The sequence below is a fragment of the Formosa algae genome, assembly GCF_001439665.1.
In the GTDB taxonomy this organism is placed as follows: domain Bacteria; phylum Bacteroidota; class Bacteroidia; order Flavobacteriales; family Flavobacteriaceae; genus Formosa; species Formosa algae.
This window is the reverse complement of record NZ_LMAK01000045.1, coordinates 78,589-100,675: the sequence shown is the minus strand read 5'-3', so window position 1 is coordinate 100,675 and position 22,087 is coordinate 78,589. Positions and strand designations below refer to the sequence as shown.

Annotated in this window: 23 protein-coding genes; 11 read left to right on the top strand and 12 right to left on the bottom strand. The window is 33.0% G+C overall.

What is annotated here, in order from left to right:
* Positions 1–9: 9 nt before the first annotated feature.
* The 4 genes from AST99_RS11840 to AST99_RS11825 are packed head-to-tail and all read left to right on the top strand — an operon-like array spanning position 10 to position 3,674.
* Positions 10–618: an arsenate-mycothiol transferase ArsC gene (locus tag AST99_RS11840; protein WP_198151512.1), complete on the top strand. Its 609-nt coding sequence runs from the start codon at positions 10–12 to the stop codon at positions 616–618.
* Between the two features lie 11 nt (positions 619–629).
* Positions 630–1,685 (top strand): ACR3 family arsenite efflux transporter, encoded by a 1,056-nt coding sequence (gene arsB, locus AST99_RS11835; protein ID WP_157486376.1) that lies wholly within the window; start codon positions 630–632, stop codon positions 1,683–1,685.
* 58 nt (positions 1,686–1,743) lie between these two features.
* Positions 1,744–2,631, top strand: coding sequence for a carbon-nitrogen hydrolase (locus AST99_RS11830; RefSeq protein WP_057782041.1), 888 nt, complete (start codon positions 1,744–1,746; stop codon positions 2,629–2,631).
* A gap of 2 nt (positions 2,632–2,633) precedes the next feature.
* Complete coding sequence (locus AST99_RS11825; RefSeq protein WP_057782040.1) at positions 2,634–3,674, top strand: agmatine deiminase family protein; 1,041 nt, start codon at positions 2,634–2,636, stop codon at positions 3,672–3,674.
* A gap of 77 nt (positions 3,675–3,751) precedes the next feature.
* On the opposite strand, the gene nhaA is transcribed toward AST99_RS11825, so the two are convergent.
* From nhaA to AST99_RS11800, 5 genes are all read right to left on the bottom strand, one after another.
* Positions 3,752–5,083 carry a Na+/H+ antiporter NhaA gene (gene nhaA, locus AST99_RS11820; protein WP_057782039.1) on the bottom strand — a complete coding sequence of 444 codons (1,332 nt, stop codon included), beginning with the start codon at positions 5,081–5,083 and terminating at the stop codon, positions 3,752–3,754.
* Between the two features lie 91 nt (positions 5,084–5,174).
* A complete protein-coding gene (locus tag AST99_RS11815) occupies positions 5,175–6,854 on the bottom strand; it encodes a SulP family inorganic anion transporter (RefSeq protein WP_057782038.1) in 1,680 nt (559 codons plus the stop codon).
* A gap of 38 nt (positions 6,855–6,892) precedes the next feature.
* Positions 6,893–7,378, bottom strand: coding sequence for a hypothetical protein (locus AST99_RS11810; RefSeq protein ID WP_057782037.1), 486 nt, complete (start codon positions 7,376–7,378; stop codon positions 6,893–6,895).
* A gap of 161 nt (positions 7,379–7,539) precedes the next feature.
* Entirely contained in the window at positions 7,540–8,928 is a 1,389-nt protein-coding gene (locus AST99_RS11805) for a sensor histidine kinase (protein ID WP_057782036.1), read from the bottom strand.
* Positions 8,918–9,616 (bottom strand): response regulator transcription factor, encoded by a 699-nt coding sequence (locus tag AST99_RS11800; protein WP_057782035.1) that lies wholly within the window; start codon positions 9,614–9,616, stop codon positions 8,918–8,920. The genes AST99_RS11805 and AST99_RS11800 overlap by 11 nt, the downstream gene beginning before the upstream one ends.
* Positions 9,617–9,804: 188 nt before the next feature.
* Here AST99_RS11800 and AST99_RS11795 point away from each other — a divergent pair, with 188 nt between their 5' ends.
* The 7 genes from AST99_RS11795 (at position 9,805) to AST99_RS11765 (ending at position 16,594) form a co-directional block, all read left to right on the top strand.
* Positions 9,805–10,656 (top strand): universal stress protein, encoded by an 852-nt coding sequence (locus tag AST99_RS11795; RefSeq protein WP_057782034.1) that lies wholly within the window; start codon positions 9,805–9,807, stop codon positions 10,654–10,656.
* A 114-nt stretch (positions 10,657–10,770) separates the two neighbouring features.
* Entirely contained in the window at positions 10,771–11,625 is an 855-nt protein-coding gene (locus AST99_RS11790) for a universal stress protein (RefSeq protein ID WP_057782033.1), read from the top strand.
* A gap of 202 nt (positions 11,626–11,827) precedes the next feature.
* Positions 11,828–13,096, top strand: coding sequence for a DUF2130 domain-containing protein (locus tag AST99_RS11785; protein WP_057782032.1), 1,269 nt, complete (start codon positions 11,828–11,830; stop codon positions 13,094–13,096).
* Positions 13,097–13,130: 34 nt separating this feature from the next.
* Positions 13,131–13,748 (top strand): fumarylacetoacetate hydrolase family protein, encoded by a 618-nt coding sequence (locus AST99_RS11780; RefSeq protein ID WP_057782031.1) that lies wholly within the window; start codon positions 13,131–13,133, stop codon positions 13,746–13,748.
* Between the two features lie 98 nt (positions 13,749–13,846).
* Positions 13,847–14,419, top strand: coding sequence for a TetR/AcrR family transcriptional regulator (locus AST99_RS11775; RefSeq protein ID WP_057782030.1), 573 nt, complete (start codon positions 13,847–13,849; stop codon positions 14,417–14,419).
* 51 nt (positions 14,420–14,470) lie between these two features.
* Entirely contained in the window at positions 14,471–15,595 is a 1,125-nt protein-coding gene (locus AST99_RS11770; RefSeq protein ID WP_083495674.1) for an MBL fold metallo-hydrolase, read from the top strand.
* Between the two features lie 126 nt (positions 15,596–15,721).
* Entirely contained in the window at positions 15,722–16,594 is an 873-nt protein-coding gene (locus AST99_RS11765) for a DMT family transporter (RefSeq protein WP_057782107.1), read from the top strand.
* 15 nt (positions 16,595–16,609) lie between these two features.
* Here the strand turns inward: AST99_RS11765 and AST99_RS11760 are convergent, their stop codons facing one another.
* The 7 genes from AST99_RS11760 to AST99_RS11735 form a co-directional block, all read right to left on the bottom strand.
* Positions 16,610–17,017 carry a hypothetical protein gene (locus AST99_RS11760; protein ID WP_057782029.1) on the bottom strand — a complete coding sequence of 136 codons (408 nt, stop codon included), beginning with the start codon at positions 17,015–17,017 and terminating at the stop codon, positions 16,610–16,612.
* Between the two features lie 4 nt (positions 17,018–17,021).
* Positions 17,022–17,375: a hypothetical protein gene (locus AST99_RS11755; protein ID WP_057782028.1), complete on the bottom strand. Its 354-nt coding sequence runs from the start codon at positions 17,373–17,375 to the stop codon at positions 17,022–17,024.
* Between the two features lie 5 nt (positions 17,376–17,380).
* On the bottom strand, positions 17,381–17,797 hold the full coding sequence (locus tag AST99_RS11750) for a GreA/GreB family elongation factor (RefSeq protein WP_057782027.1): 417 nt from the start codon (positions 17,795–17,797) through the stop codon (positions 17,381–17,383).
* Positions 17,798–17,810: 13 nt separating this feature from the next.
* Positions 17,811–19,106 (bottom strand): Glu/Leu/Phe/Val family dehydrogenase, encoded by a 1,296-nt coding sequence (locus tag AST99_RS11745; protein WP_057782026.1) that lies wholly within the window; start codon positions 19,104–19,106, stop codon positions 17,811–17,813.
* A 22-nt stretch (positions 19,107–19,128) separates the two neighbouring features.
* Positions 19,129–19,299 carry a hypothetical protein gene (locus AST99_RS18615; protein ID WP_157486374.1) on the bottom strand — a complete coding sequence of 57 codons (171 nt, stop codon included), beginning with the start codon at positions 19,297–19,299 and terminating at the stop codon, positions 19,129–19,131.
* Between the two features lie 198 nt (positions 19,300–19,497).
* Positions 19,498–20,820: a sigma-54-dependent transcriptional regulator gene (locus AST99_RS11740; protein WP_057782025.1), complete on the bottom strand. Its 1,323-nt coding sequence runs from the start codon at positions 20,818–20,820 to the stop codon at positions 19,498–19,500.
* A 3-nt stretch (positions 20,821–20,823) separates the two neighbouring features.
* Positions 20,824–21,915, bottom strand: a complete 1,092-nt coding sequence (locus tag AST99_RS11735) for a sensor histidine kinase (protein ID WP_057782024.1) — start codon at positions 21,913–21,915, stop codon at positions 20,824–20,826.
* Positions 21,916–22,087: the final 172 nt, after the last annotated feature.

Below are 22,087 nucleotides of genomic sequence, written 5' to 3'. Positions count from 1 at the left end.
TTATAAATTATGAACGCAAAAATTTCTAACCACATTGAAAGCTTCGATTTTTCGCAGATAAGCGAAGCGCGTAAGCAAACGTTACAACCTTTAGTAGATTATATACAAGGTAAATATGCAACACAATCAGAGATAAGATTAAACTTTATTTGTACGCACAACTCCAGACGTAGTCATTTATCTCAAATTTGGTCTCAGGCGGCAGCACATCATTTTAATATTAAACAAGTGTATTGTTATTCAGGCGGAACAGAAGCCACGGCAATGTTTCCTATGGTTGCAGAAACTTTAGTAAATAATGGATTTGATATTCAGAAATTATCAGAAGACAGTAATCCAGTATATGCTGTGAAGTTTGATGGTAATCAGGCAGCAGTTATTGGATTTTCTAAGCGTTTTGATGATGCATTTAACCCGGAATCTGAATTTGCAGCGATCATGACATGTTCTCAGGCAGATCAAGGTTGTCCGTTTATTGGAGGAGCAGAAAAACGTATTCCAATTACGTTTGAAGATCCAAAAGCATTTGATAATACTCCGCAACAAGCAGAGAAATACAACGAGAGAAGTTTACAAATTGCACAAGAAATGTTTTATGTGTTTTCTAAAATAAATTAGTTATGAGCGCTATGAAAAAATTAAGTGTATTAGATAATTATTTGACATTATGGATTTTCCTTGCCATGTTAATAGGAGTAGGTTTAGGTAATTTTTTTCCTCAAATCCCCAATATTATAAACTCGTACAGTCAAGGTACAACAAATATTCCCATCGCTATTGGGTTAATTTTAATGATGTATCCGCCTTTAGCTAAGGTAAATTACGCGCTTTTACCTAAAGTGTTTAAAGATGTAAAAGTATTGTCTATTTCTTTAGTTTTAAATTGGATTATTGGTCCGTTTTTAATGTTCTTTTTAGCCATTACATTTTTAAGAGATTACCCAGAATACATGGTAGGACTTATATTAATTGGTTTGGCAAGATGTATCGCGATGGTTTTAGTTTGGAACGATTTAGCTGAAGGCAGTAGTGAATATGGTGCCGGTTTAGTCGCGTTAAATAGTATATTTCAAGTCTTTGGGTATAGTTTTTATGCATGGATTTTTATAACCGTTTTACCGCCATTTTTTGGTTTTGAAGGTGCAATAGTTGATATTTCTATAGCTACCATTGCAGAAAGTGTTGCTATTTATTTAGGAATTCCGTTTGTATTAGGCTTTTTAAGTCGATTTATACTAGTGAAAGCCAAAGGAGAAACGTGGTATAATACTAAGTTTATCCCAGCTATTTCACCGCTTACATTAGTGGCTTTATTATTCACTATTGTGGTGATGTTTTCATTAAAAGGAGAGCTTATTGTAGAAATACCAATGGATGTTGTAATTATTGCAGTACCTTTATTAGTCTACTTCGCTTTAATGTTTATTATCGGCTTTTTTGTAAGCAAAGCTGCCGGTGCAACTTACGATAAAACAGCAGCAATAGCATTTACCGCAGCTGGGAATAATTTTGAATTAGCCATAGCCGTTGCGATTGCAGTATTCGGTTTAAATTCTGGTCAGGCGTTTACAGGTGTTATCGGGCCTTTAGTAGAAGTTCCTGCTTTAATTTTATTAGTTAGAGTCTCTTTTTGGTTCAAAAAGAAATATTTCAGCACAGCAAATAAAGTTGATTTAAAGTCATAATATTTTTTTAATTTCACTTTTATAAAAAGGTTACATTTATCCCATAATTATAAGAGTTATGTCATTAAGAAAATATAAAATAGCCGTCGTTCAGTTAAACCTGAACGACGTTGCTGAAAACAACTTAAAGAAATGTTTAAGTTGGGTAAGAGATGCCGCCAATAAAGGTGCAGAAGTTATTCTTTTACCAGAATTATATAGCAGTCATTATTTTTGCCAAAGTGAAGATGTAGATAATTTCGCATTAGCAGAACCTTTATACAGCACGTCGTTTATAGCGTTTAGTGCTTTAGCGAAGGAATTAGGCGTAGTTATAATTGTGCCATTCTTCGAGAAACGTATGGCAGGTATTTATCATAATAGTGCCTATATAATTGATACTGATGGAACAGAAGCTGGTTTATATAGAAAAATGCACATTCCAGACGATCCTCATTTTTACGAAAAATTCTATTTTACGCCAGGTGATTTAGGGTTTCAAGCCATTCAAACTAAAAAAGGAAAGGTAGGAACTTTAATTTGTTGGGATCAATGGTATCCTGAAGCAGCGCGTCTTACAGCTTTAAAAGGCGCCGAAGTTTTGTTTTATCCAACAGCCATTGGTTGGCATCCACAAGAGAAGGAAGAGTATGGCGAAAATCAGCACGGAGCATGGATGAATGTTATGAAAGGTCATGCCGTAGCTAATGGTGTATTTGTTGCTGCAGCGAACCGTATTGGGTTAGAACACTATTTACCAGATACAGATGGTATTCAGTTTTGGGGATCATCTTTTATAGCGGGACCTCAAGGTGAAATTTTAGCACAAGCATCTCACGATAAAGAAGAAATTCTAATTGCTGAAGTCGATTTAGATTTGCAGGAAAATGTACGTCAAAATTGGCCGTTTTTTAGAGATCGCCGTATTGATGCTTTTGGAGATATTACTAAACGTGCGATAGATTAAGTATGGCACCTTTAGACTATAGGATTCCAGCAGAATGGGAAGACCAAGAAGGGGTGTTGTTGTGTTTTCCTTATAACGGAAAGGACTGGCCAGGAAAATTTCAAGCGATTCAATGGGCGTTTGTAGAGTTTATAAAAAAGATAGCTCAAGTAGAAAAGGTGTTCTTAGTTATAACTAGCGACGAGCAAAAATTAAGTGTTCATGAAAAACTTGAATTAGCACATGTTAATATGCATCATATTAATTATATAATGCATAAAACTAACAGAAGTTGGATGCGGGATTCAGGGCCAATTATTGTTAAGAGAAACGGTAAGCGTGTGGCACTAAATTTCAACTTTAATGGGTGGGCAAAGTATGCAAACTATACGTTGGACCGTGGTGTTCCTAAAATTGTTTCAGAAACGATAAAAGCCGATTTAGTTCAAGTAATGTATAATGGAAAACCTGTAGTTTTAGAAGGTGGCGCTATTGATACTAATGGAAAAGGAACTTTATTAACGTCTGAAGAATGCTTGTTACATCCAACAATACAAGTCAGAAATGAAAACTTCACTAAAGCAGATTACGAAGCTATTTTTAAAACCTATTTAGGCATTACTAACGTAATTTGGTTAGGAGATGGCATTGTGGGAGATGATACGCATGGACACATTGACGATTTATGTCGTTTTATAAATGAAGACACAATAATCACTGTTGTAGAAAAAAATCCAGAAGATAGTAACTATAAGGCTTTACAAGATAATTTAAAGCGATTACAGGCGGCACATTTAGAAACGGGTAAAACGCCAAATATAGTAACCTTACCTATGCCAAAACCGTTGTTTTTTGATGGACTTCAAATACCAGCGAGTTATGCTAACTTCTTAATTTTGAACAAGACTGTTTTGGTTCCAACATTTAATGATAGTAACGATCGCATTGCTTTAAATATTATAGCAGATTGTTTTCCGGATAGAGAAGTGATTGGGATGAGCGCTATTGATCTTATTTGGGGATTTGGTACCTTGCATTGTTTGAGTCAGCAAATACCGTCTTAAAACCTTTAAAATGAATTATAATAAAAAAGCGACCCAATAGGTCGCTTTTTTTTGTGAATATATAGAGTTGTAATGATTTAATGTACATCTTCAACCGGTGTGGTATCGTCAGAAGGTTTAATAGACTTCAATATAAAGTATCCAATTAAACCAGCAACAGTCGACCCTATAAAAATACCAACTTTAGCAGCATCCTGATACATCAGACTATTTTTAAACGCTAAGTTCGAGACAAAGATGGACATTGTAAATCCAACTCCGGCTAAAAATCCAACACCTAATATGTGTTTAAAACTAACATTTCCAGGGAATGCAGCTATACCAAGCTTAACAGCTAAATAAGAAAATGAAACGACACCAATACATTTACCAAATATTAATGCGACAGAAATGTGAGACGATAGCGCCCAGTCTAAATGCGCGATATCATTAAACACGATTCCTGCATTAGATAATGCGAATATTGGCATAATAAAATACGCAACCCAACCATGGAATTTGTGTTCTAAATGCTGTAAAGGCGATTGAACACGACCCGATAACTTTTGAATACTTCCAATCAAGCTAATTTCATCGTGTGTCAATATTGGGCTGTTGCGTTTTGGTTTATTAATTAAAGTGGTAGCAATAGATTCTATTTTAAACATGCTAAGATCCATTTCTAATTTTTGCTTAATAGGAATAGTCAGTGCAATTAATATTCCTGCTATAGTAGGGTGAATTCCCGATTTTAGGAATAAAAACCAAATCACGATACCTAGAAATAAAAAGACGTATTTGTAATAAAAGCCTTTCCATCCTAAATAAGCTAAGAATGCTAAAGGAATTAATGAATATAAAATCGCATTCCAGTCTATATTACTGCTGTAAAATAAAGCGATAGCTAATACAGCAACCAAATCGTCTACAATAGCGAATGCGGTTAAAAAGATTTTTAAAGAAATAGGTACACGATTTCCTAATAACTGTAGAATAGCTAAAGAGAAAGCAATATCTGTAGCCATTGGTATTCCCCAACCTGCGTGAGTTTCAGGATTTGTGTTTAAAGCTAAGAAGATACCAATTGGAATAAAAACACCTCCTAAGGCTGCGAAAATGGGGAGCGATGCTTTTTTTAAGCTATTTAATTCCCCGAGTAAAATTTCTCGTTTTATTTCTAAACCTATAACAAAAAAGAAAATCACCATTAAACCGTCATTAATCCAGTGTAATAAGTGATGCGACAAATGGAAATCTCCAAATTCAAAACCAATTTCATAATGCCAGAGGGCAATATAAGAATCGGATAGGGGAGAGTTAGCCCATATTAAAGCGATAACAGCAGCAGAAAATAAAAGTATTCCGCCGAAACTTTCTACTTGTACAAATTTGGTAATTGGCCTGACTAAATTATTTAACTTATTTCTCATGTGTTATTATTAAATCTGTATATAAAAAAAAAGTCTATAGCTATCAAAATTTCGATAGCTATAGACTTTTATATTGCGCGTTTTAAAAACATTATCCTGCGTTGGTCAACTCCTTAACTTTTAAAATATTCGAAGGAATTTTAAAGCCTTCTTCTATTTCATGTAATGCAACTTTATCTTCGTTATCAGATAGAATTGTAGTTACATGGTTAGTGGAATTTTCAATTTTATATTCTTTTCGAAATCCTATCAAATATACATTAATATTTTTATCCTTACAACCATAATTGACAAAGTCTTTTATCAGTTGTAGCACATCATGATCTATATATACTGTGTTTGAGGCATCTATAACTATGCGACTATTACTAGGTAAGTGTGCAAACGTTTGCTTAATAGCGGCTTTATTCAAGAAAGAGACCTCTTGTGCTAGTTCCATTTGTATGGTTTTTCCTTCAGTGTGATTTTCTCTTTTAAAGAAATATGCTAATTTTAAATTTCCTCTTAAAATAAAGAAAATACTTACAGCTAAACCAATTCCAACCCCTTTTAATAAATCTGTAGCGACTACTGCGATTACAGTTACAACAAAGGGAATAAACTGGAATTTTTTACTGTTATTCCACATATGTACAAATACTTTTGGACTGGCTAACTTAAACCCTACTGCAATTAAAATTGCTGCTAGCGATGCCAATGGTATTTTATTAAGTAAACTAGGAATTGCAACGACAGCTACCAATAAGAATATACCATGCGAAATAGCAGATAGTTTAGTGCGACCACCAGAATTTACATTGGCAGAAGATCTTACAATTACAGAGGTCATTGGTAAACCACCAATCATACTACTTATTATATTACCAATACCTTGCGCTTTTAATTCTGTGTTGGTGTTAGAGTATCTTTTTAAAGGGTCTAATTTATCTGTAGCTTCAATACATAATAGGGTTTCAATACTCGCGACCGCAGCAATGGTTAATGCTACAATCCAAACATCTACATTTCCAATTTGAGAGAAATCGGGTAAACTAAACTGTGATTTAAATGCTTCAAAAGATTCCGGAACCGGTAAACTTACTAAGTGAGCAGGTGTTATGGCTAAAGGTGATCCTATAGCGATAAACGTTTCATTTAATGCAACCCCTGCAATTACAGCGACTAAAGAACTTGGAATCGCTTTAATCTTTTTTAAAGCAGGAACTTTATTAAAGGCTATAATGATTCCTAAAGAAACCATAACCACAATAATAGCACCTAAATGCATGTAATTAATGCTGTCTATTAATGTTGAAAACATATCGTGTTTCCCTGCTTTGTTAATGTGGAAGAAGTCTCCTTCGTTTATGGCATCAAATCCAACGGCGTGTGGTAATTGTGTTAAGATAATTATGATTCCGATTGCAGCCAACATACCTTCAATAACATTTGAAGGCAAATAGTTTGAAATGATACCGGCTTTTAAAAATCCTAAAATTAATTGAAATCCACCAGCAATTAAACCTGCTAATAAGAAGGCTTCCCAAGACCCTAAAGTTGCGATAGCTGTTAACACTATGGCTGTTAATCCTGCAGCAGGACCAGAGACACTTAAATTAGAGCCACTAAAGAACCCAATAACAATACCACCAATAATACCAGAAATAATACCAGCAAATAATGGAGCGCCACTGGCAAGTGCAATCCCTAAACATAAGGGTAGTGCGACTAAAAAGACCACTAAACCAGCCTTTAAATCGGATTTTAAATATTTAGTACTTAAATTTTTCATAGGTTATTTTATTAAATTTTTAATTATTATCAGTTTGTTTATTTATTAAAATTGAATTGATATTTTAAGTTGAAAATTGGTGACCGCATAGTTTCATTATCGTCTCCAGCTTGATAATCTACACTAGATACTTGTGGTGAATACGCACGTATTAAAGTACAAAGTCCGAAACATTTTTTATTAGGAAATTGATGTAATCCCATTTTCGGAATTATAGCATCGTCAATATGATTTACTTTTAAAAAGGACTTAAATGCTTCATTAGATTCTCCGGTGTACATTTCAATTTTTACATCGGTAATCTTACTGCCATGTTCTAATCGTAATTCAGAAAGTCTAGTTTTAAATGCATCATTAGGTAAGTTTGAAACCAGTTTAGACTTGCTTAAAGTACTTATTAATGGCATTTTATAGCCAATAGCTAATACAAGATGTATAGATTCTTCAGGATAGTGTAATACAGCGTTTTTAATGAGCTGTAAAGATTTCTCGCTAAAATCAGTTGGAATAAGGACTGTTTTCATGCATTCTAAATTTAATTAAGACAAACATAATATTACCGTATTAGAGTCGTCTAAGAACGAGATTAGAATGAGATTAGAATTTTGTATATTTTTTAATCACCTAAAAACCAGTTATGTGTGTTGTATTTTTGAAGAAAAACACTTACTGATGGATTGTTTTTTTATTTAGAAATAGAAGTTCTCTGGTGTTTATTAGGAAATATTACGGTGACTATGGTTCCCTTTTTATGTTCAGAAAACACTTCTATGGTGCCGCTGTGTAACTTCATAATTTTATAGGTAAGCGGTAAGCCAAAACCGTACCCTTTTACGTTTCTAACATTTGCAGCTCTATAAAAAGGCTGATAAATATTTTTAATCTCGTCTGCAGGAATACCCACGCCCTGATCTGTAACTACAATTTTTATAACCGAATTATTGGCTACAATTTTCACAATAACTTTTTTGTTTTCTGAAAATTTTGAAGCATTGTCTAATATATTATTTAAGGCAATATTTATTAAGCCGTAATTCCCTTCTACAACCAATAAATCTGGGTTTTCTGGAAAATCGTTAAAATCGATTTCAATTTTATTTTCTGGGTTTATTAAGTCGATGTTGCCTTTAACTTCTAGTATCAATTCGTCTAAACGCATAGGAGAAATTAGTAAGCCTTTTTCATCATTTTCTGTTTGTGCGAACTTTAAAAGACTATTTATTAGGGCGTCTAAGCGAAGCGCTTCTGTTTCTACACCTTCCAAAACTTTAATATATTCCTCAGGAGATCGTTCCTTTAACAACGCAATTTCTGTCTGCCCTAAAATGGCTGTTAACGGATTCTTTAACTCGTGAGAGGCATTGTTTATAAAGTTACTTTGTATGTCGAACGAAGTTTCTAAACGGTCTAGCATATCGTTAAATGTACTAGCAAGCTGACTAAGTTCATCTCGGTTATGCGTGGTTTGTAAACGCTCATGTAAATTTGTGACTCTAATGGTATTAACTTTTTCTATAATTTGAGTTAAAGGGTTTAGTGTACGCTTGGCAAAAAAGCGCCCAAGTAATAACAATACTATGATATTCAGTAAAAATAAAAAGAAGAGTAGGGTTCTTAAATTAGATAATTCGTTTACACCATCATGATCTTGAGCGGTTAAAATTATAAGGTAATTAGCCGTGTGATCGTTATAATTAATTCCGGATAAGAATGTTTTACCAACTTTAGCTTCTGCATAATTATTAGTGATTAAACTGCTGTAAAATGTTTCGGGAAGAGCGATTTTAAGTTCTTCGCTAATGGCTTTTAATTCGGTATTTATAGGAAAAATAAACTCTTGCTCTTCAGGAAGTGTTTGTAAATGTTTGCGTCTTAAATCTTCGTAGATTTCGACATTAAGCGTGTCTTTTTCAAAATAAGATTGTTCTGCTATTATAGTTCTCTTTTTTAATTTATCAAAAAACGCGCTTGTTGTATAATCTACAGCAAAAAGGTAAATTACAGTAAAGATAACCAGCTGCATGGTTGCGACTAGAATGACAAATATAAAGGTGATTTTATTTTTAATTTTCATCTACAGCATCTTTCAAAATATAGCCCATTCCTACAACGGTTTGAATAAGTTTTGGTGTGAATTTTTTATCAATTTTATTTCGTAAATAGTTAACATATACATCTACCACATTGGTACCCATATTAAAATTAATATCCCAAACATGTTCTAATATATCGATACGCGATAAGACTTTGTTTTTATTTTTTAAAAGATATTCTAGTAAGCGAAATTCTGTAGAAGTCAATTTTATTTCAATAGCATTTCTTTTTACAATTTTAGTATCGTTATTCAATTCTAAATCGGCTATTTTTAGTATTGCCTTGTTAGGTGTTTTAATATTTTTGCGGCGTGCAACGGCTCTAATTCTGGCTAAGAGTTCTTTAAATTTAAAGGGTTTAGTTAAATAATCGTCTGCACCAGTATCTAAGCCTTTTACAATATTATCTGTGCTTCCTAAAGCCGATAAAAATATTATAGGGGTAGATGCAAAACCCAAGTCTTTAATTTTAGCAGCAATATCAAAACCATTCATACCTGGTAGTATAACATCTAACAAAATTAAATCGATGTTTTCTTGAAGGATGAGTTCAAAACAAGTTTCACTATCGTACGCAATAAAAGCGTTATATCCCACTTCTTCTAGCCCCTTCTTAACAAAAGTAGCGACGTTATATTCATCTTCAACAATAAGTATATTTTGTATCATGTAATAAGTATTCTGCTAATTTTTGGTGTATCTACGGTGACAGAATTGCAAGTTATATTAAAAATCCTTTAAAATAAATTAGATTTTATATTCCGTATTTTATTTTCAAAAATAGTCAATTAATATATGTTTGAAATCATTGTTTTACTTATGAAAATTCATTATTTTTAATATAGAATTTAAATATTATGAAAAACATACTTTTACCTACAGATTTTTCTGAAAATGCATGGAATGCAGTGGAATACGCGTTACAGCTTTTAAAAGACGAAACATGTAAATTTTATATTATTCACTCTTTTGATCAGCCAGATTCAAGGTCTTATATGGGCGTGACTTCTGCTATGGCAAAAGAATCTATTTATAATGCCCAAGTTGAATATAGTAAACAGGGATTACGAGACGTTTTGGACAAAATTAAGAGCACATATTCTAATACAAACCATACATTTAAATGTGTCTCTATTTATAAAACGTTTCCAGAAGCGATTAAAAAAATGGTCGCAGACTTTAATATAGATTGTATTGTTATGGGAACTAAAGGAGCTGGTGCCATTAAAGAAATTACCGTTGGTAGCAATACTGCCGGATTAATTGGGATGGTTAATTGTCCGATTATTGCAATTCCGAAACACACTCAATTTAAAAGAATTAAAGAAATTGGTATTTCTACAGATTATGATATTGAGTTTACAACTAAAGGTTTACAACCGCTTATGGATTTAGCAAAGGCTAATGAATCTTTAATTTCGGTATTTCATATTATGGATCGGGTTAAAAAATTAACGTCCCAGCAAGAAGACAAAGCTCAAATTTTAAAAACGGTACTCAAAGATCATGCGACTAGCTATTTTACACTTACAGATATTGGAGTAATTACAGGTGTGCGTGCTTTTGTGCAAAGTAGAAATTTAGATTTGTTATGTGTTATCGCTCAAGAGCAAGACTTTTTAAAACGCATCTTAAATCAGTCTTACAGTAAAACCATTAGTAGTAAATCTAACGTGCCCTTATTAATTTTAAACGTTAAGAATTTCTAATCGATTAACTCTGTAATGCGTTAAAATATAATGTAATAAAAGGTGGTAGTTTTACAATTACTGCCTTTTTTTAAAGCGTTTTTATTACAACATTAAATCCTAATTTTTTGCATCATGAAACATATACTTTTACCCACAGATTTTTCTAAAAATGCATGGAATGCAATTGAGTATGCTCTAAATTTATACACAGATCAGGAGTGTACTTTTCATGTCTTTAATGTGTATAATCAGCCTGCATCTGGACCATATACAGGAATTACATCGGCTAAAGCAAGAGAAGCCATTTACCATGCACAAGTAGAAAATAGTAAAGCTGGTTTAGAAGATGTCATGCAAGCCATTCATGATAAATTTAACAATCCGAAACATACGTTTACTAGTTTATCTAAATACGAGATGTTTGCGACTGCAGTTATAGATGTTGTAAAAACATTACATATAGATTGTATTGTTATGGGTACAAAAGGAGCTAGTACATTTAAAGAGATGACTTTAGGAAGCAATACCGCGTCTTTAATTGGTGTAATTAATTGTCCGATAATAGCAGTACCTAAACAAAAAAACTATGTAACTATAAGAGAGATTGGTTTATCTACAGATTTAGATCTCACCTTTACAACACATGGATTAGATCCGCTTTTACGTGTAGCAACAGCTAATAAGTCTAAGGTTTCTATATTACATATAATGGATCGTGATAAACAATTAACAGCAAAACAACACGAGGCTTTAGAGGTTTTAAACTCAATTTTAAACCCGTTACAATCAGATTTCTTCACGCTTACAGACATCGGAGTCTCTTCTGGTGTGCATGCATTTGTAGAAAGCAGAAAACTTGATATGCTTTGTGTGATAGCTAAAGAACAGGATTTTTTAAAACGTATTTTAAATCAGTCTTACAGTAAATCCATTAGCAATCATTCTAATGTACCGTTATTAATTTTAAACATTAAAAACTTCAATTAATAAAGAATTTTAAAACTAATTCAGCGCATCAGTTTGGGTACCTTCTAGATATTTATTGTGGATAATTGTTCAAAAATCAGCTTCAGACTCTACAATTAAAACGTTATAATTTAATTATATTTACAATGTTTTTAAATCAAAAAAATGAAGTTTTGGTTTACAGACGTATTAAAAGAAAAGACTCCATAATATAAACGTATACATGAAACAAGAATCACAAATAAAATGTCCCAATTGTGGTACGACCATCGATGTACAAGATATATTATCGCATCAATTAGAAGATGAAATTAAGCAGAAGTATCAGGCACAATTAGCACATGAAAAAAAACGATACGATGCTAGTCAGGAACAACTTAGTAAAGAACGTGCTGCTTTTGAAGAGAAGAAGAAAAAGGAAAATGAATTGTTTCAAAATCGTTTAGAAACGGCTTTAAAAGAAGAAAAACGTCAGATTGAAATAAGAATTAAGCATAAAATTATCGAAGAGCAATCCGATCAATTTAAAGCGTTACAAACCGAATTAAATGAAAAGTCTGAGCAGGTAAAAGAATTAAACCGCTCTAAAGCTGAAATTGAAAAGTTAAAACGTGAAAAAGGTGAATTGAAAGCACAAGCAGAAGCTGATGCGCAAAAACAGTTAAATGAAACCTTAGTTGCCGAAAAAGAAAAAATCAGAAAACTAGAAGAAGATAAAAACGAGTTGCGTTTTAAAGAAATGCAAATGCAACTTGAAGCGCAAAAAAAACTTACTGAAGAAATGAAGCGGAAGCAGGAGCAAGGATCTATGCAACTGCAAGGTGAAGCACAAGAATTGGCAATAGAAGAATGGTTGGCTGCTAAGTTTCCTTTAGATACTATTGAAGAGATTAAAAAAGGAGCTCGTGGAGGCGATTGTATTCAGATTGTACACACCAGAACCGATCAAAACTGCGGTTCTATCTATTACGAAAGTAAACGTACTAAAGATTTTCAGCCCAGTTGGATAGAAAAATTTAAAGCAGATATTCGCGATCGAGGCGCAAATATTGGCGTTTTAGTAACCGAAGTTATGCCGTCAGACATGGACCGTTTGGGACTAAAAGATGGTATTTGGATTTGTAATTACGACGAGTTTAAAGGTTTATGTGCCGTGCTTCGTGAATCTATAATTCAACTCAATCGTGCTATGGTTGCTCAAGATAATAAAGGCGATAAAATGGATCTGCTTTACGATTATTTAACCAGTACAACGTTTAGAATGCAAATAGAAGCTATAGTAGAAGGCTTTACACAAATGAAATCTGATTTAGATAGCGAAAAACGTTCTATGCAACGCATTTGGAAACAACGCGAAAAACAAATTGAAAAAGTGGTTACCAACACTATAGATATGTACGGGTCCATCAAAGGGATTGCAGGAAATGCCATACAATCTGTTAAGGCCTTAGAATTACCTGGAGACGAAGACGACAACCTATTAGATTTATAACAACAAAAAAACAAATTATTAAATATACAAACACATGAAAGTACTAGCAATTGGTAAAAATTATGTTCTTAATGCTGAAGACTTAAAAACCACAACTAAAAGTGGAAAACAACTTATTTTCTCTAAACCAGAATCTAGTTTAACTAAAGATAATAAAGATGTAGCATATCCTGCATTTACAGAAAATTTAGTATACGAAGTAGAATTAGTAGTCGAGATTGGTAAAACAGGAAAAAATATAGCCGAAGCAGATGCAGCGTCTTATATTTCTGGAATTGCAGTTGGTATTGACTATACAGCTAAAGATGTATTAAACGATGTAAGAGAAAGTAAAGGGCCTTGGGATTTAGCTAAAGGTTTTGATGGTGCAGCGCCTATTTCGCCAGTAAAAGCAGTCTCTAATTTCGCAGATTTAAAAAATATTAATTTCGATTTAAAAATTAATGGAGACACTGTTCAAGAAGGAAATACAAGTTTAATTATCTATAATTTTGAAGAAATTATTGCATTTGTTTCTCAATATTTTACTCTAGAACCTGGAGATTTAATTTTTACAGGAACACCTGCTTACGGAACTGGACAAATTCATAAAGGTGATCATTTACAAGCTTCTATTGAAGGTGAATTATTGTTAGATTTTAAAATGATTTAATCCTTAATCGATTATAGTTAAACTCGGAATGTTAATTTCGAGTTTAATTTTTTTATTATAAACGAATATTTATTCGGTTATATAATTATATTTGCAAAGTGAAACAGAAAGACGAATTAAAACGCGAAGCGATTATTAACGAAACTATAGCTATAGTTTACGACAAAGGTTTTGCTGGAGTAAAGATGGCACACATTGCTAAAAAAGTGACTATTTCTCCATCAACACTCTATGTATATTTTAAAAGCAAAGAGGATTTAATTAGTACAATTGCCACAGAAATTTTACAAAACATAACCCAAACCAATCAAAATCAGTTACAAGCTAATTTACCTTTTAAACTGAAATTTAAAGCAATTTGGGTATTTTATATCAACTTTGGTATCAACAATAGAAAGGAAATGAGCTTTATTAATCAGGTAAAACAGTCTCCGTATTACGATAAGATTCCTCAGTCCTTAAGAAGCTTAAAATCTGCTTTAATTCTAGATTTATTAGATGAAGGCAAGGAGCAAGGTTTAATTAAAAACTTAAACAATACCATCTTATCCGGCCTCTTAAGCGCGTTTCTTACTGAAGCCGTTAAACTGATAGACACTAAAGCATTACCGCTAAATGATCAAACTATAGATACTGTGTTTTCAATGGCTTGGGATGCCATAAAAAATTAAAAAAATTTAAGTTATAAGCGAATATTTATTCGGTTATATTAATTGAAAATCATGATTAAACGTATATTAATAAAAATGGGAATTATAATAGGCATAGTTATATTAGTACTTGTAGTAATTACAATAGTATTTGTAAATATAAGTCCAGAATTTGGAGGCAAACAAACGGCAGAACACCAACGCAAACATGCATTAAGCAGTCATTATCAAAACGGAAAATTTGTAAACAACGGACAAGTCGATTTAAATATGGGACTTAAAGATATGGGGAAAAGTCTTGTCGGGTATTTTAATCCGCCTAAAGGAGTCGTGCCTAATCATCCGTTAGCCATAGAAACGATTCATCCTTCAGAGTTAATAGATTACAATGGGCCCACACGTTTGTTTTGGTTTGGTCATTCTGCATTTCTACTTCAAATAGCATCTAAAAACATTCTTATAGACCCGATGTTTGGCGATGTCCCTGCTCCGCATCCTTGGTTAGGAACTAAACGGTTTAGTGGCCATTTGCCAATTGCAATAGCAGATTTACCCACTATTGATGCTGTAATAATTTCGCACGATCATTACGATCATTTAGATTATGGGAGTATTTTAAAACTTAAAGATAAAGTGAAAGCGTTTTATACACCTTTAGGTGTGGGAACTCATCTCGAAGCTTGGGGTGTGTCTAAAGATAAAATTAACGAGCTAGATTGGTGGGAAGATATAATGTTTCAGGATATAACATTAGTTTGTACACCTGCTCAACATTTTTCAGGTAGAGGTTTTAATGATAAAGCGAAAACCTTATGGAGCTCTTGGGTAATTAAGTCTGAAACCGATAATATATTTTTCAGTGGCGATAGTGGTTATGGCTCTCATTTTAAAGCAATAGGAGAGGCATACGGTCCGTTTGATTTTGCTATGATAGAATGTGGACAATACAATACTTTGTGGCACGACATACACATGTATCCAGAAGAAACGGCACAAGCTGCTATAGATATTAAAACACAGCGCGTAATGCCTATACATTGGGGAGCATTTAAATTGGCCATGCACGAATGGACAGATCCTGTAGAACGCTTAACTGAAGCCGCTAAAACAACGCCTTTTGAACTTATAACACCACTTATAGGGTCGCCTGTAATTTTGGATAAGGCCAGCAAATCTTCAACACATTGGTGGAAATAAGATCTATTAATAACTAGTATAAGTAAATCGTATAGGTATACGATATGTTTCTTCTTATAAATGTATATTTTTGCGACTTCAAATTTTAGGAATTGAATGCGTTCCGAAATTAAATGTCCAAGCACAATGCAATTAAAAGACTCTATAAAATTAATGTTACTAAGTACGCTAGCTTTTGCGTGCATGAACGGCGCTGTAAAATACTTAGATAATATTGGAGCCTTCCAAATTGTTTTTTTTAGATCGTTAGGGTCATTGTTTTTTACTTTCGGATATTTATTAAAAAATAAAATTCCTTTAGTCGGTAAAAATAATAAGTTGTTAATTTTAAGAGGAGTTGTGGGATTAACATCTATGTCGCTTTTCTTTATGTCTACAAAATATTTACCTATTGGTACAGCAGTGTCATTACGTTATTTAGCACCCATTTTCGCAGCCATTTTTGCGGTATTAATTTTAAAAGAAAAGATATTTCCTTTACAATGGATTTTCTTTGTGTTTGCGTTTTTAGGTGTTGTAATATTGAAGGGGTTTGATTCTGATTTAGATACTTTTGGATTGACTTTGATTCTTGTTTCTGCAATATTTAGTGGACTAGTTTATATCATAATTAGTAAAATAGGGAAATCGGAGCATCCGGTTGTGGTAGTGAATTATTTTATGATTATTTCGGCAATTGTCGGAGGATTAGTTAGCATTAATAGTTGGGTAACTCCAGTTGGTTTAGAGTGGTTGTTTTTAGGACTTTTAGGTGTGTTTGGGTATTTCGGACAGTTGTTAATGACAAAAGCATTTCAGAATGCACAAACTAATCAAGTTGCGCCTATAAAATATGTTGAAGTTATTTTTACCATGATTCTTGGCGTTGCTATTTTTAATGAATCTTATCCGTTTTGGTCACTATTTGGTATATTATTAATCATTGTATCGCTAATAGCGAACATTATATATAAAGATAAAAAGACTAAGAAATTAGCCTTACAGGATGCTAAATCTTAGTCTGCGGTTACTCACTTATTCGCGTTTAAATTTTGATAACAGATTAAAAATATCTGTTTTTAAAGCACGATATTCCTTATCCAAGTTTACATATTCTGCACGTCTTTTTTCATGAAGTTTAGCACGGTTTAAGTCATATTCAATAGTACCAAATTCTAATTCCTGACGTAAATGTTGCTCATATTTACATATATTTCCCATAATAAGCGTGTTTCTACGTCTAAAATCCTGAATGGTGTTTTGAAGACGTTCAGATTTAATTAATTGCCTGTTTAATATACTAAAACTGTTAATTTCTGTGTTTTTATACTCTAAATCGTCCGTCCATAACGAAATTTCAATAATATCTTTTTTAATGAATAAACGTCTATTTTCATCTGCTTTATAATGCATATGTGTATTTACGGGGTTAGCATGTGTCATGTGTTTAGTGAGCTAAAAGTTTAGACCTGAACATGCAATATCTTTTTACATGTTGCAAATAGTTGTCTTTGTGTTTTTTGTGTTCAAAAATAAAAGCGTTGTCATTTTGCAAATCATCATCATGCATCCAATCTCTAAATTCTTTATACGTTAGTAATGCATTTAAAATAGATTGGGTAAGTGATACTTGAGTTGATATAGTCTTTTTAATAAGCGTGTGTTTTGCCGCTTTTGTTTCAGAATACAAATGTTTCAGTTCTTTTTGTATCGTTTTCAAATGCCGGATCCAATAATTCAATTCACGTGAACTATCGTTAGGCATGTCCTGACGACTGATATTTAAATAATGTACATGCATAAGCTTCAAATTAAGATGTCTAAACCGTTATAACTGAATTCCTGTTCTACAGCTACAATTTTTAATTCTTTAATACCATTGGGAAATTCCCATGTAATGCAATCTCCCAAAGCATATCCAAATAGGGCAGATCCCATAGGTGTTAATATTGAAATTTTATTCTGTTTTAAGTCTTTGTTCTGAGGAATTACAATTTGTATGGTTTTCTGCCATTGGCCTTGTTCTACTGTAACAATGCTATTAAATCGGATGACATCCAGAGGCATATTTTCATGATCAATAATAGCTGCTTCTAACAGTTCATGATTAAGTTTTTGTAATGATTTTTTTGTTTCTATATCTTTAGAATATCCTGTAAGGTTGAGTATGCGTTTTAAAAACACATACTCTTTTTTTTCAAGTATTAATTGTCCGTACTTCATATTATATTTTTATTTATGGAAAAATTCCACGTTGTATATATGCTTTTTCAATGCGCTGAATGGCTATGCAATAAGCTGCCGTTCTCATGTCTATATCTTCTGCGATAGCGAAATTGTACACTTTATTAAACGAATCTTGAAGTGTTTTTTCTAGTTTTAGTAAAACTTCATCCATATGCCAGAGCTCGCCGTTTCTGTTTTGTAACCATTCAAAATAACTCCCAATTACACCTCCAGAATTACATAAAATATCAGGTATAATTTCAATGCCATTTGCCAATAAAATGCGTTCGCCACTTACATTAGTTGGTCCGTTTGCACCTTCAGCAATAAGCTTAGCTTTAATAAGAGACGCATTTTCTTCTGTGATTTGATTACCCAAAGCGGCTGGTATAATAATGTCGCAGTCTAACGCAAAGAAATCTTCTTTTTTAATGGTTTTAGAATCGGCAAAATCATTCACGCTACCTTCATTATGATTAATATAAGATTGAAGTTGATTAACATCAATACCATTAGGCTGATAGATACTCGCAAAAGCATCCTGAACACCAACCAAAATAGCGCCTTCTTGATCCATAAAATATGAAGCCCAATAGCCTACATTACCAAAACCTTGCACAATAAAACGTTGTCCTTTTAGTGATATATTACGTTTATCTGCCCATAATTTAATGGTTAAAAATACCCCGTAACCCGTAGAACGATCTCGACCTTCAATACCTCCTGAACCCACAGGTTTTCCTGTAACGACATGTTGATATGTAGAACGTTCCGACGGACTTTTAGTCGACATATACGTATCTGCAATCCATGCCATAGTTTGTGCGTTGGTGTTTACATCGGGTGCAGGAATATCGTGTTCTGGACCAATATTATCGCCCAATGCATAGGTAAATCTGCGTGTAATACGTTCCAACTCCGATTGAGAATATAACTTCGGATTAATTTTAATGCCACCTTTAGCGCCACCGTAAGGTAAACCCGCTAAAGATGTTTTCCATGTCATCCACATCGCTAAAGCTTTAGCAGCATCAATATCTACAGTTTCATGATAACGTAAACCACCCTTATATGGTCCCAATGCATTATTGTGTTGTACACGATATCCCGTAAATATTTCTACATCTCCATTATCCATTTTTACAGGAAAATGAATGATAATTTCATTATTTGTAACATTGAGTATGCGTTGTATATTCGGATTTAATTGAATGTGATGAGCGGCTTTATTAAATTGTTCTAGCACATTGGCAACCATACCAGTCTCTGTTTTTTTTACTGGTAACTGTATATCTTTTGTAATCATATTAAGATGTTTAAGGTTGAAATTAATATTGTAGATGCGTTGATTTTATTTGCTGTTTAGGCCTATTCACTAGGTCTAAAAACAAAGCGCTTTCAAACTCACTACAAGACGATACTTTCTCTTTTTCTGTGGTTAATACACAGGCATTACAGTGCACACATTCTGCACAGATACTATAGTTTGGTTTTTTCATAGCATTGTATTTCTATTTCTATCTAAGAAAAGGCAAGTGTTGTGCCATATCCGAAATTTAAAAAAGCGCTATAAGTAGAAACCCCTTTAAAACACTGATTTTTAAAAGGGTTGGATAGATATGTGTGAATTGAGTATGAATTTAATACTGGTACAAAATTACCCGATAGGGTAGAAACTACCCGGAATAATATGAGGCTTATTTCAGTTTTTCACGCAGTGTTTTTCTATTAATTTGAAGAATTTCGGAGGCTTTGGTTTTATTTTGATTACAAGCGTGTAACACTTTTAAAATGTATTGTTTTTCCATCTCTTTAAGCGGTACAAAATCTGAGTCGGAGAATGAAATGTTATATTTTAAACTTTCAGGCAAGGCATCTACGGTTACTAATTTATCACTTAAAATAATAGCGCGCTGTAAAATGTTTTCTAATTCTCTAATGTTTCCTGGCCAAGCATAACGTTCTAAAATGGGTAGCACGTTGGTATCCATTTTTATAAGTCTGTCTTTATATTCTAAACCGTATTTGTAGAGAAATTTTTCAGCTAAATGTGCGATATCCTCTTTTCTATCTCTTAATGGTGGCACGTAAATTTCTACAACTGTTAAACGGTAATATAAGTCGTCTCTAAAAGTCTGATTTTTTATCATCTCTTTTAGATTACTGTTTGTTGCAGTAATAATTCTTAAGTCTATTTTTTCAGCCTTTTGAGATCCAACTTTTACCACTTCTTTTTCTTGAAGCACACGTAATAATCTAGATTGCACGGCCAAAGAGGCATTGCCTATTTCATCCAAAAATATAGTACCACCATTTGCTGCCTGAAAGAATCCGTTACGGTTGGTATCTGCTCCTGTAAATGCCCCTTTAACATAACCAAAGAGTTCGGCTTCCAGTAAATTTTCGGGAATAGCACCACAGTTTACGGCTATAAAAGGGCCTCTTGAAAATTGCCCTTGATAATGGATAGAACGGGCTACAAGTTCTTTTCCGGTACCACTTTCGCCAGAAATAAAAACGGTAGCTTTATTGTTTTTTACACGTTCTATAAGCTGAATAACATGTTTTATGCCTTTAGATTTCCCGATAATATCGCCGTAAGGCTCATCTACTTCTACGTGATTTTTAATGGTTTTAGAAGCCGACGTATTTTGAGCTAATGTTTTATGCAAAGCCTCAATTAATTCTTGTTTTGTAAAGGGCTTAGTTAAGTATTCTACAACACCAGATTGTATAACTGTCAAAGAATCTTGAATAGAAGGGAAGCCTGTAATCACTAATTTTCCCATATTCGGATAATGCTCTGCTGTAAATTTTAAGAGCTCAAAACCATCTATTTCGGGCATATTCAAATCTGTAATTAACACGTCTATTTTGGTGTCTTTTAGTATTGTGACAGCTTCGCGAACAGATACAGCTTTAAAGGTATGATAATCTAAAGCCTGAAGGTGTCTTTGCAAAAGTTCAAGAATATGAACATCATCATCTACAAGTAAAACATTTTCTTTTAAGAAAGCCATAAATTAATGGTATTTAGGTAAGTTAACAATAAATATTGCGCCTTTAGGTGTATTGTTTTTAACAATAATAGAGCCTTTATGGCTGGATACAATGCCATGTACTACGCTTAATCCAAGACCAGAACCTTGACCAACGGGTTTTGTAGTAAAAAACGGTTGAAATATCTTATTTAAATTTTTGTTTGATACACCTTGACCTTGATCACTTATTTTTAGACGGATATTTTGCTTGGTTTCTGAGGCTTCAATAGTGACCAAATCTTGAGGCTGAGAATAGTAAATGGCATTTAAAATTAAATTGAAAATAATTTGAGTCAGCTGTATGGTATCAGCTTTAAGTAAAAGGTTTTCCTGATCTATTTTTAAGACATATTTTACGTCATTTTTTTTAAAAGTAGGCGATAATAAACTTAAGGCGTCTTTTATAACGGGTACCATATTGACAGTGGTCATTTCTTGTGGCATTTCGCATGCAAAAAACATGAGTTTTTTTACCACTTCTCTGGAATACATGGCGCTATGTATAATTTTTTCTAAATCGTTTTTATCGTCTTTCTCAGTGATTTTAGATTCTAATAGCTCTGCAAAACCAAGAATATTGGCAAGAGGTGTATTTAGTTCGTGCGCGATACCGGCTGTAATTTCACCTAAAATGGTTAAACGATCGTTATGTTCCATTTGGCGTTTTAAAGCGGCTTCATTTTTAATAATTTGAAAACGTTCTAATAAACTTCCTAACTTTAATGCAACACTTTGTAGTAATTGCTGTTCTTCTTTTAAAAACGGATGTTCAAGAAGTTCTTTAGAGTTATACTTGGCTTGTATGCTACCGTTTTTTACATTAAAAAGTTTTATAGGCACTTTTATGCTAGGTAAATCTGTATTTATATTAGCAGTTGCTACATATGTGGTATCATACTTTATACTAATTTCTGTATGCTCAGGATATTGAAACGCTTTTTTTAAACTGTGCGAAATGGCATAGAACACAGATTCAATTTGTTCGTAATTGGCATTCACTATTATAGAGGACACCTCATACAAACAGGTTAATTCCTTAATGCGTTCTTGTAATGCGTATTCAGTCCGATTCATAATAATTATTTAATCTATAAATTTAATCAAAAATCAAGCCTATATTTTGAGTGGTTGCATAATATTTGCTTCCTTTTTTATTAAAGTGATGGTTTGTATGCTTTCATTTCAAATTTTTTAAAACACATTAAAATTGTTTGTGATTTTTTATAAAGACCATAGAATCTCTTTT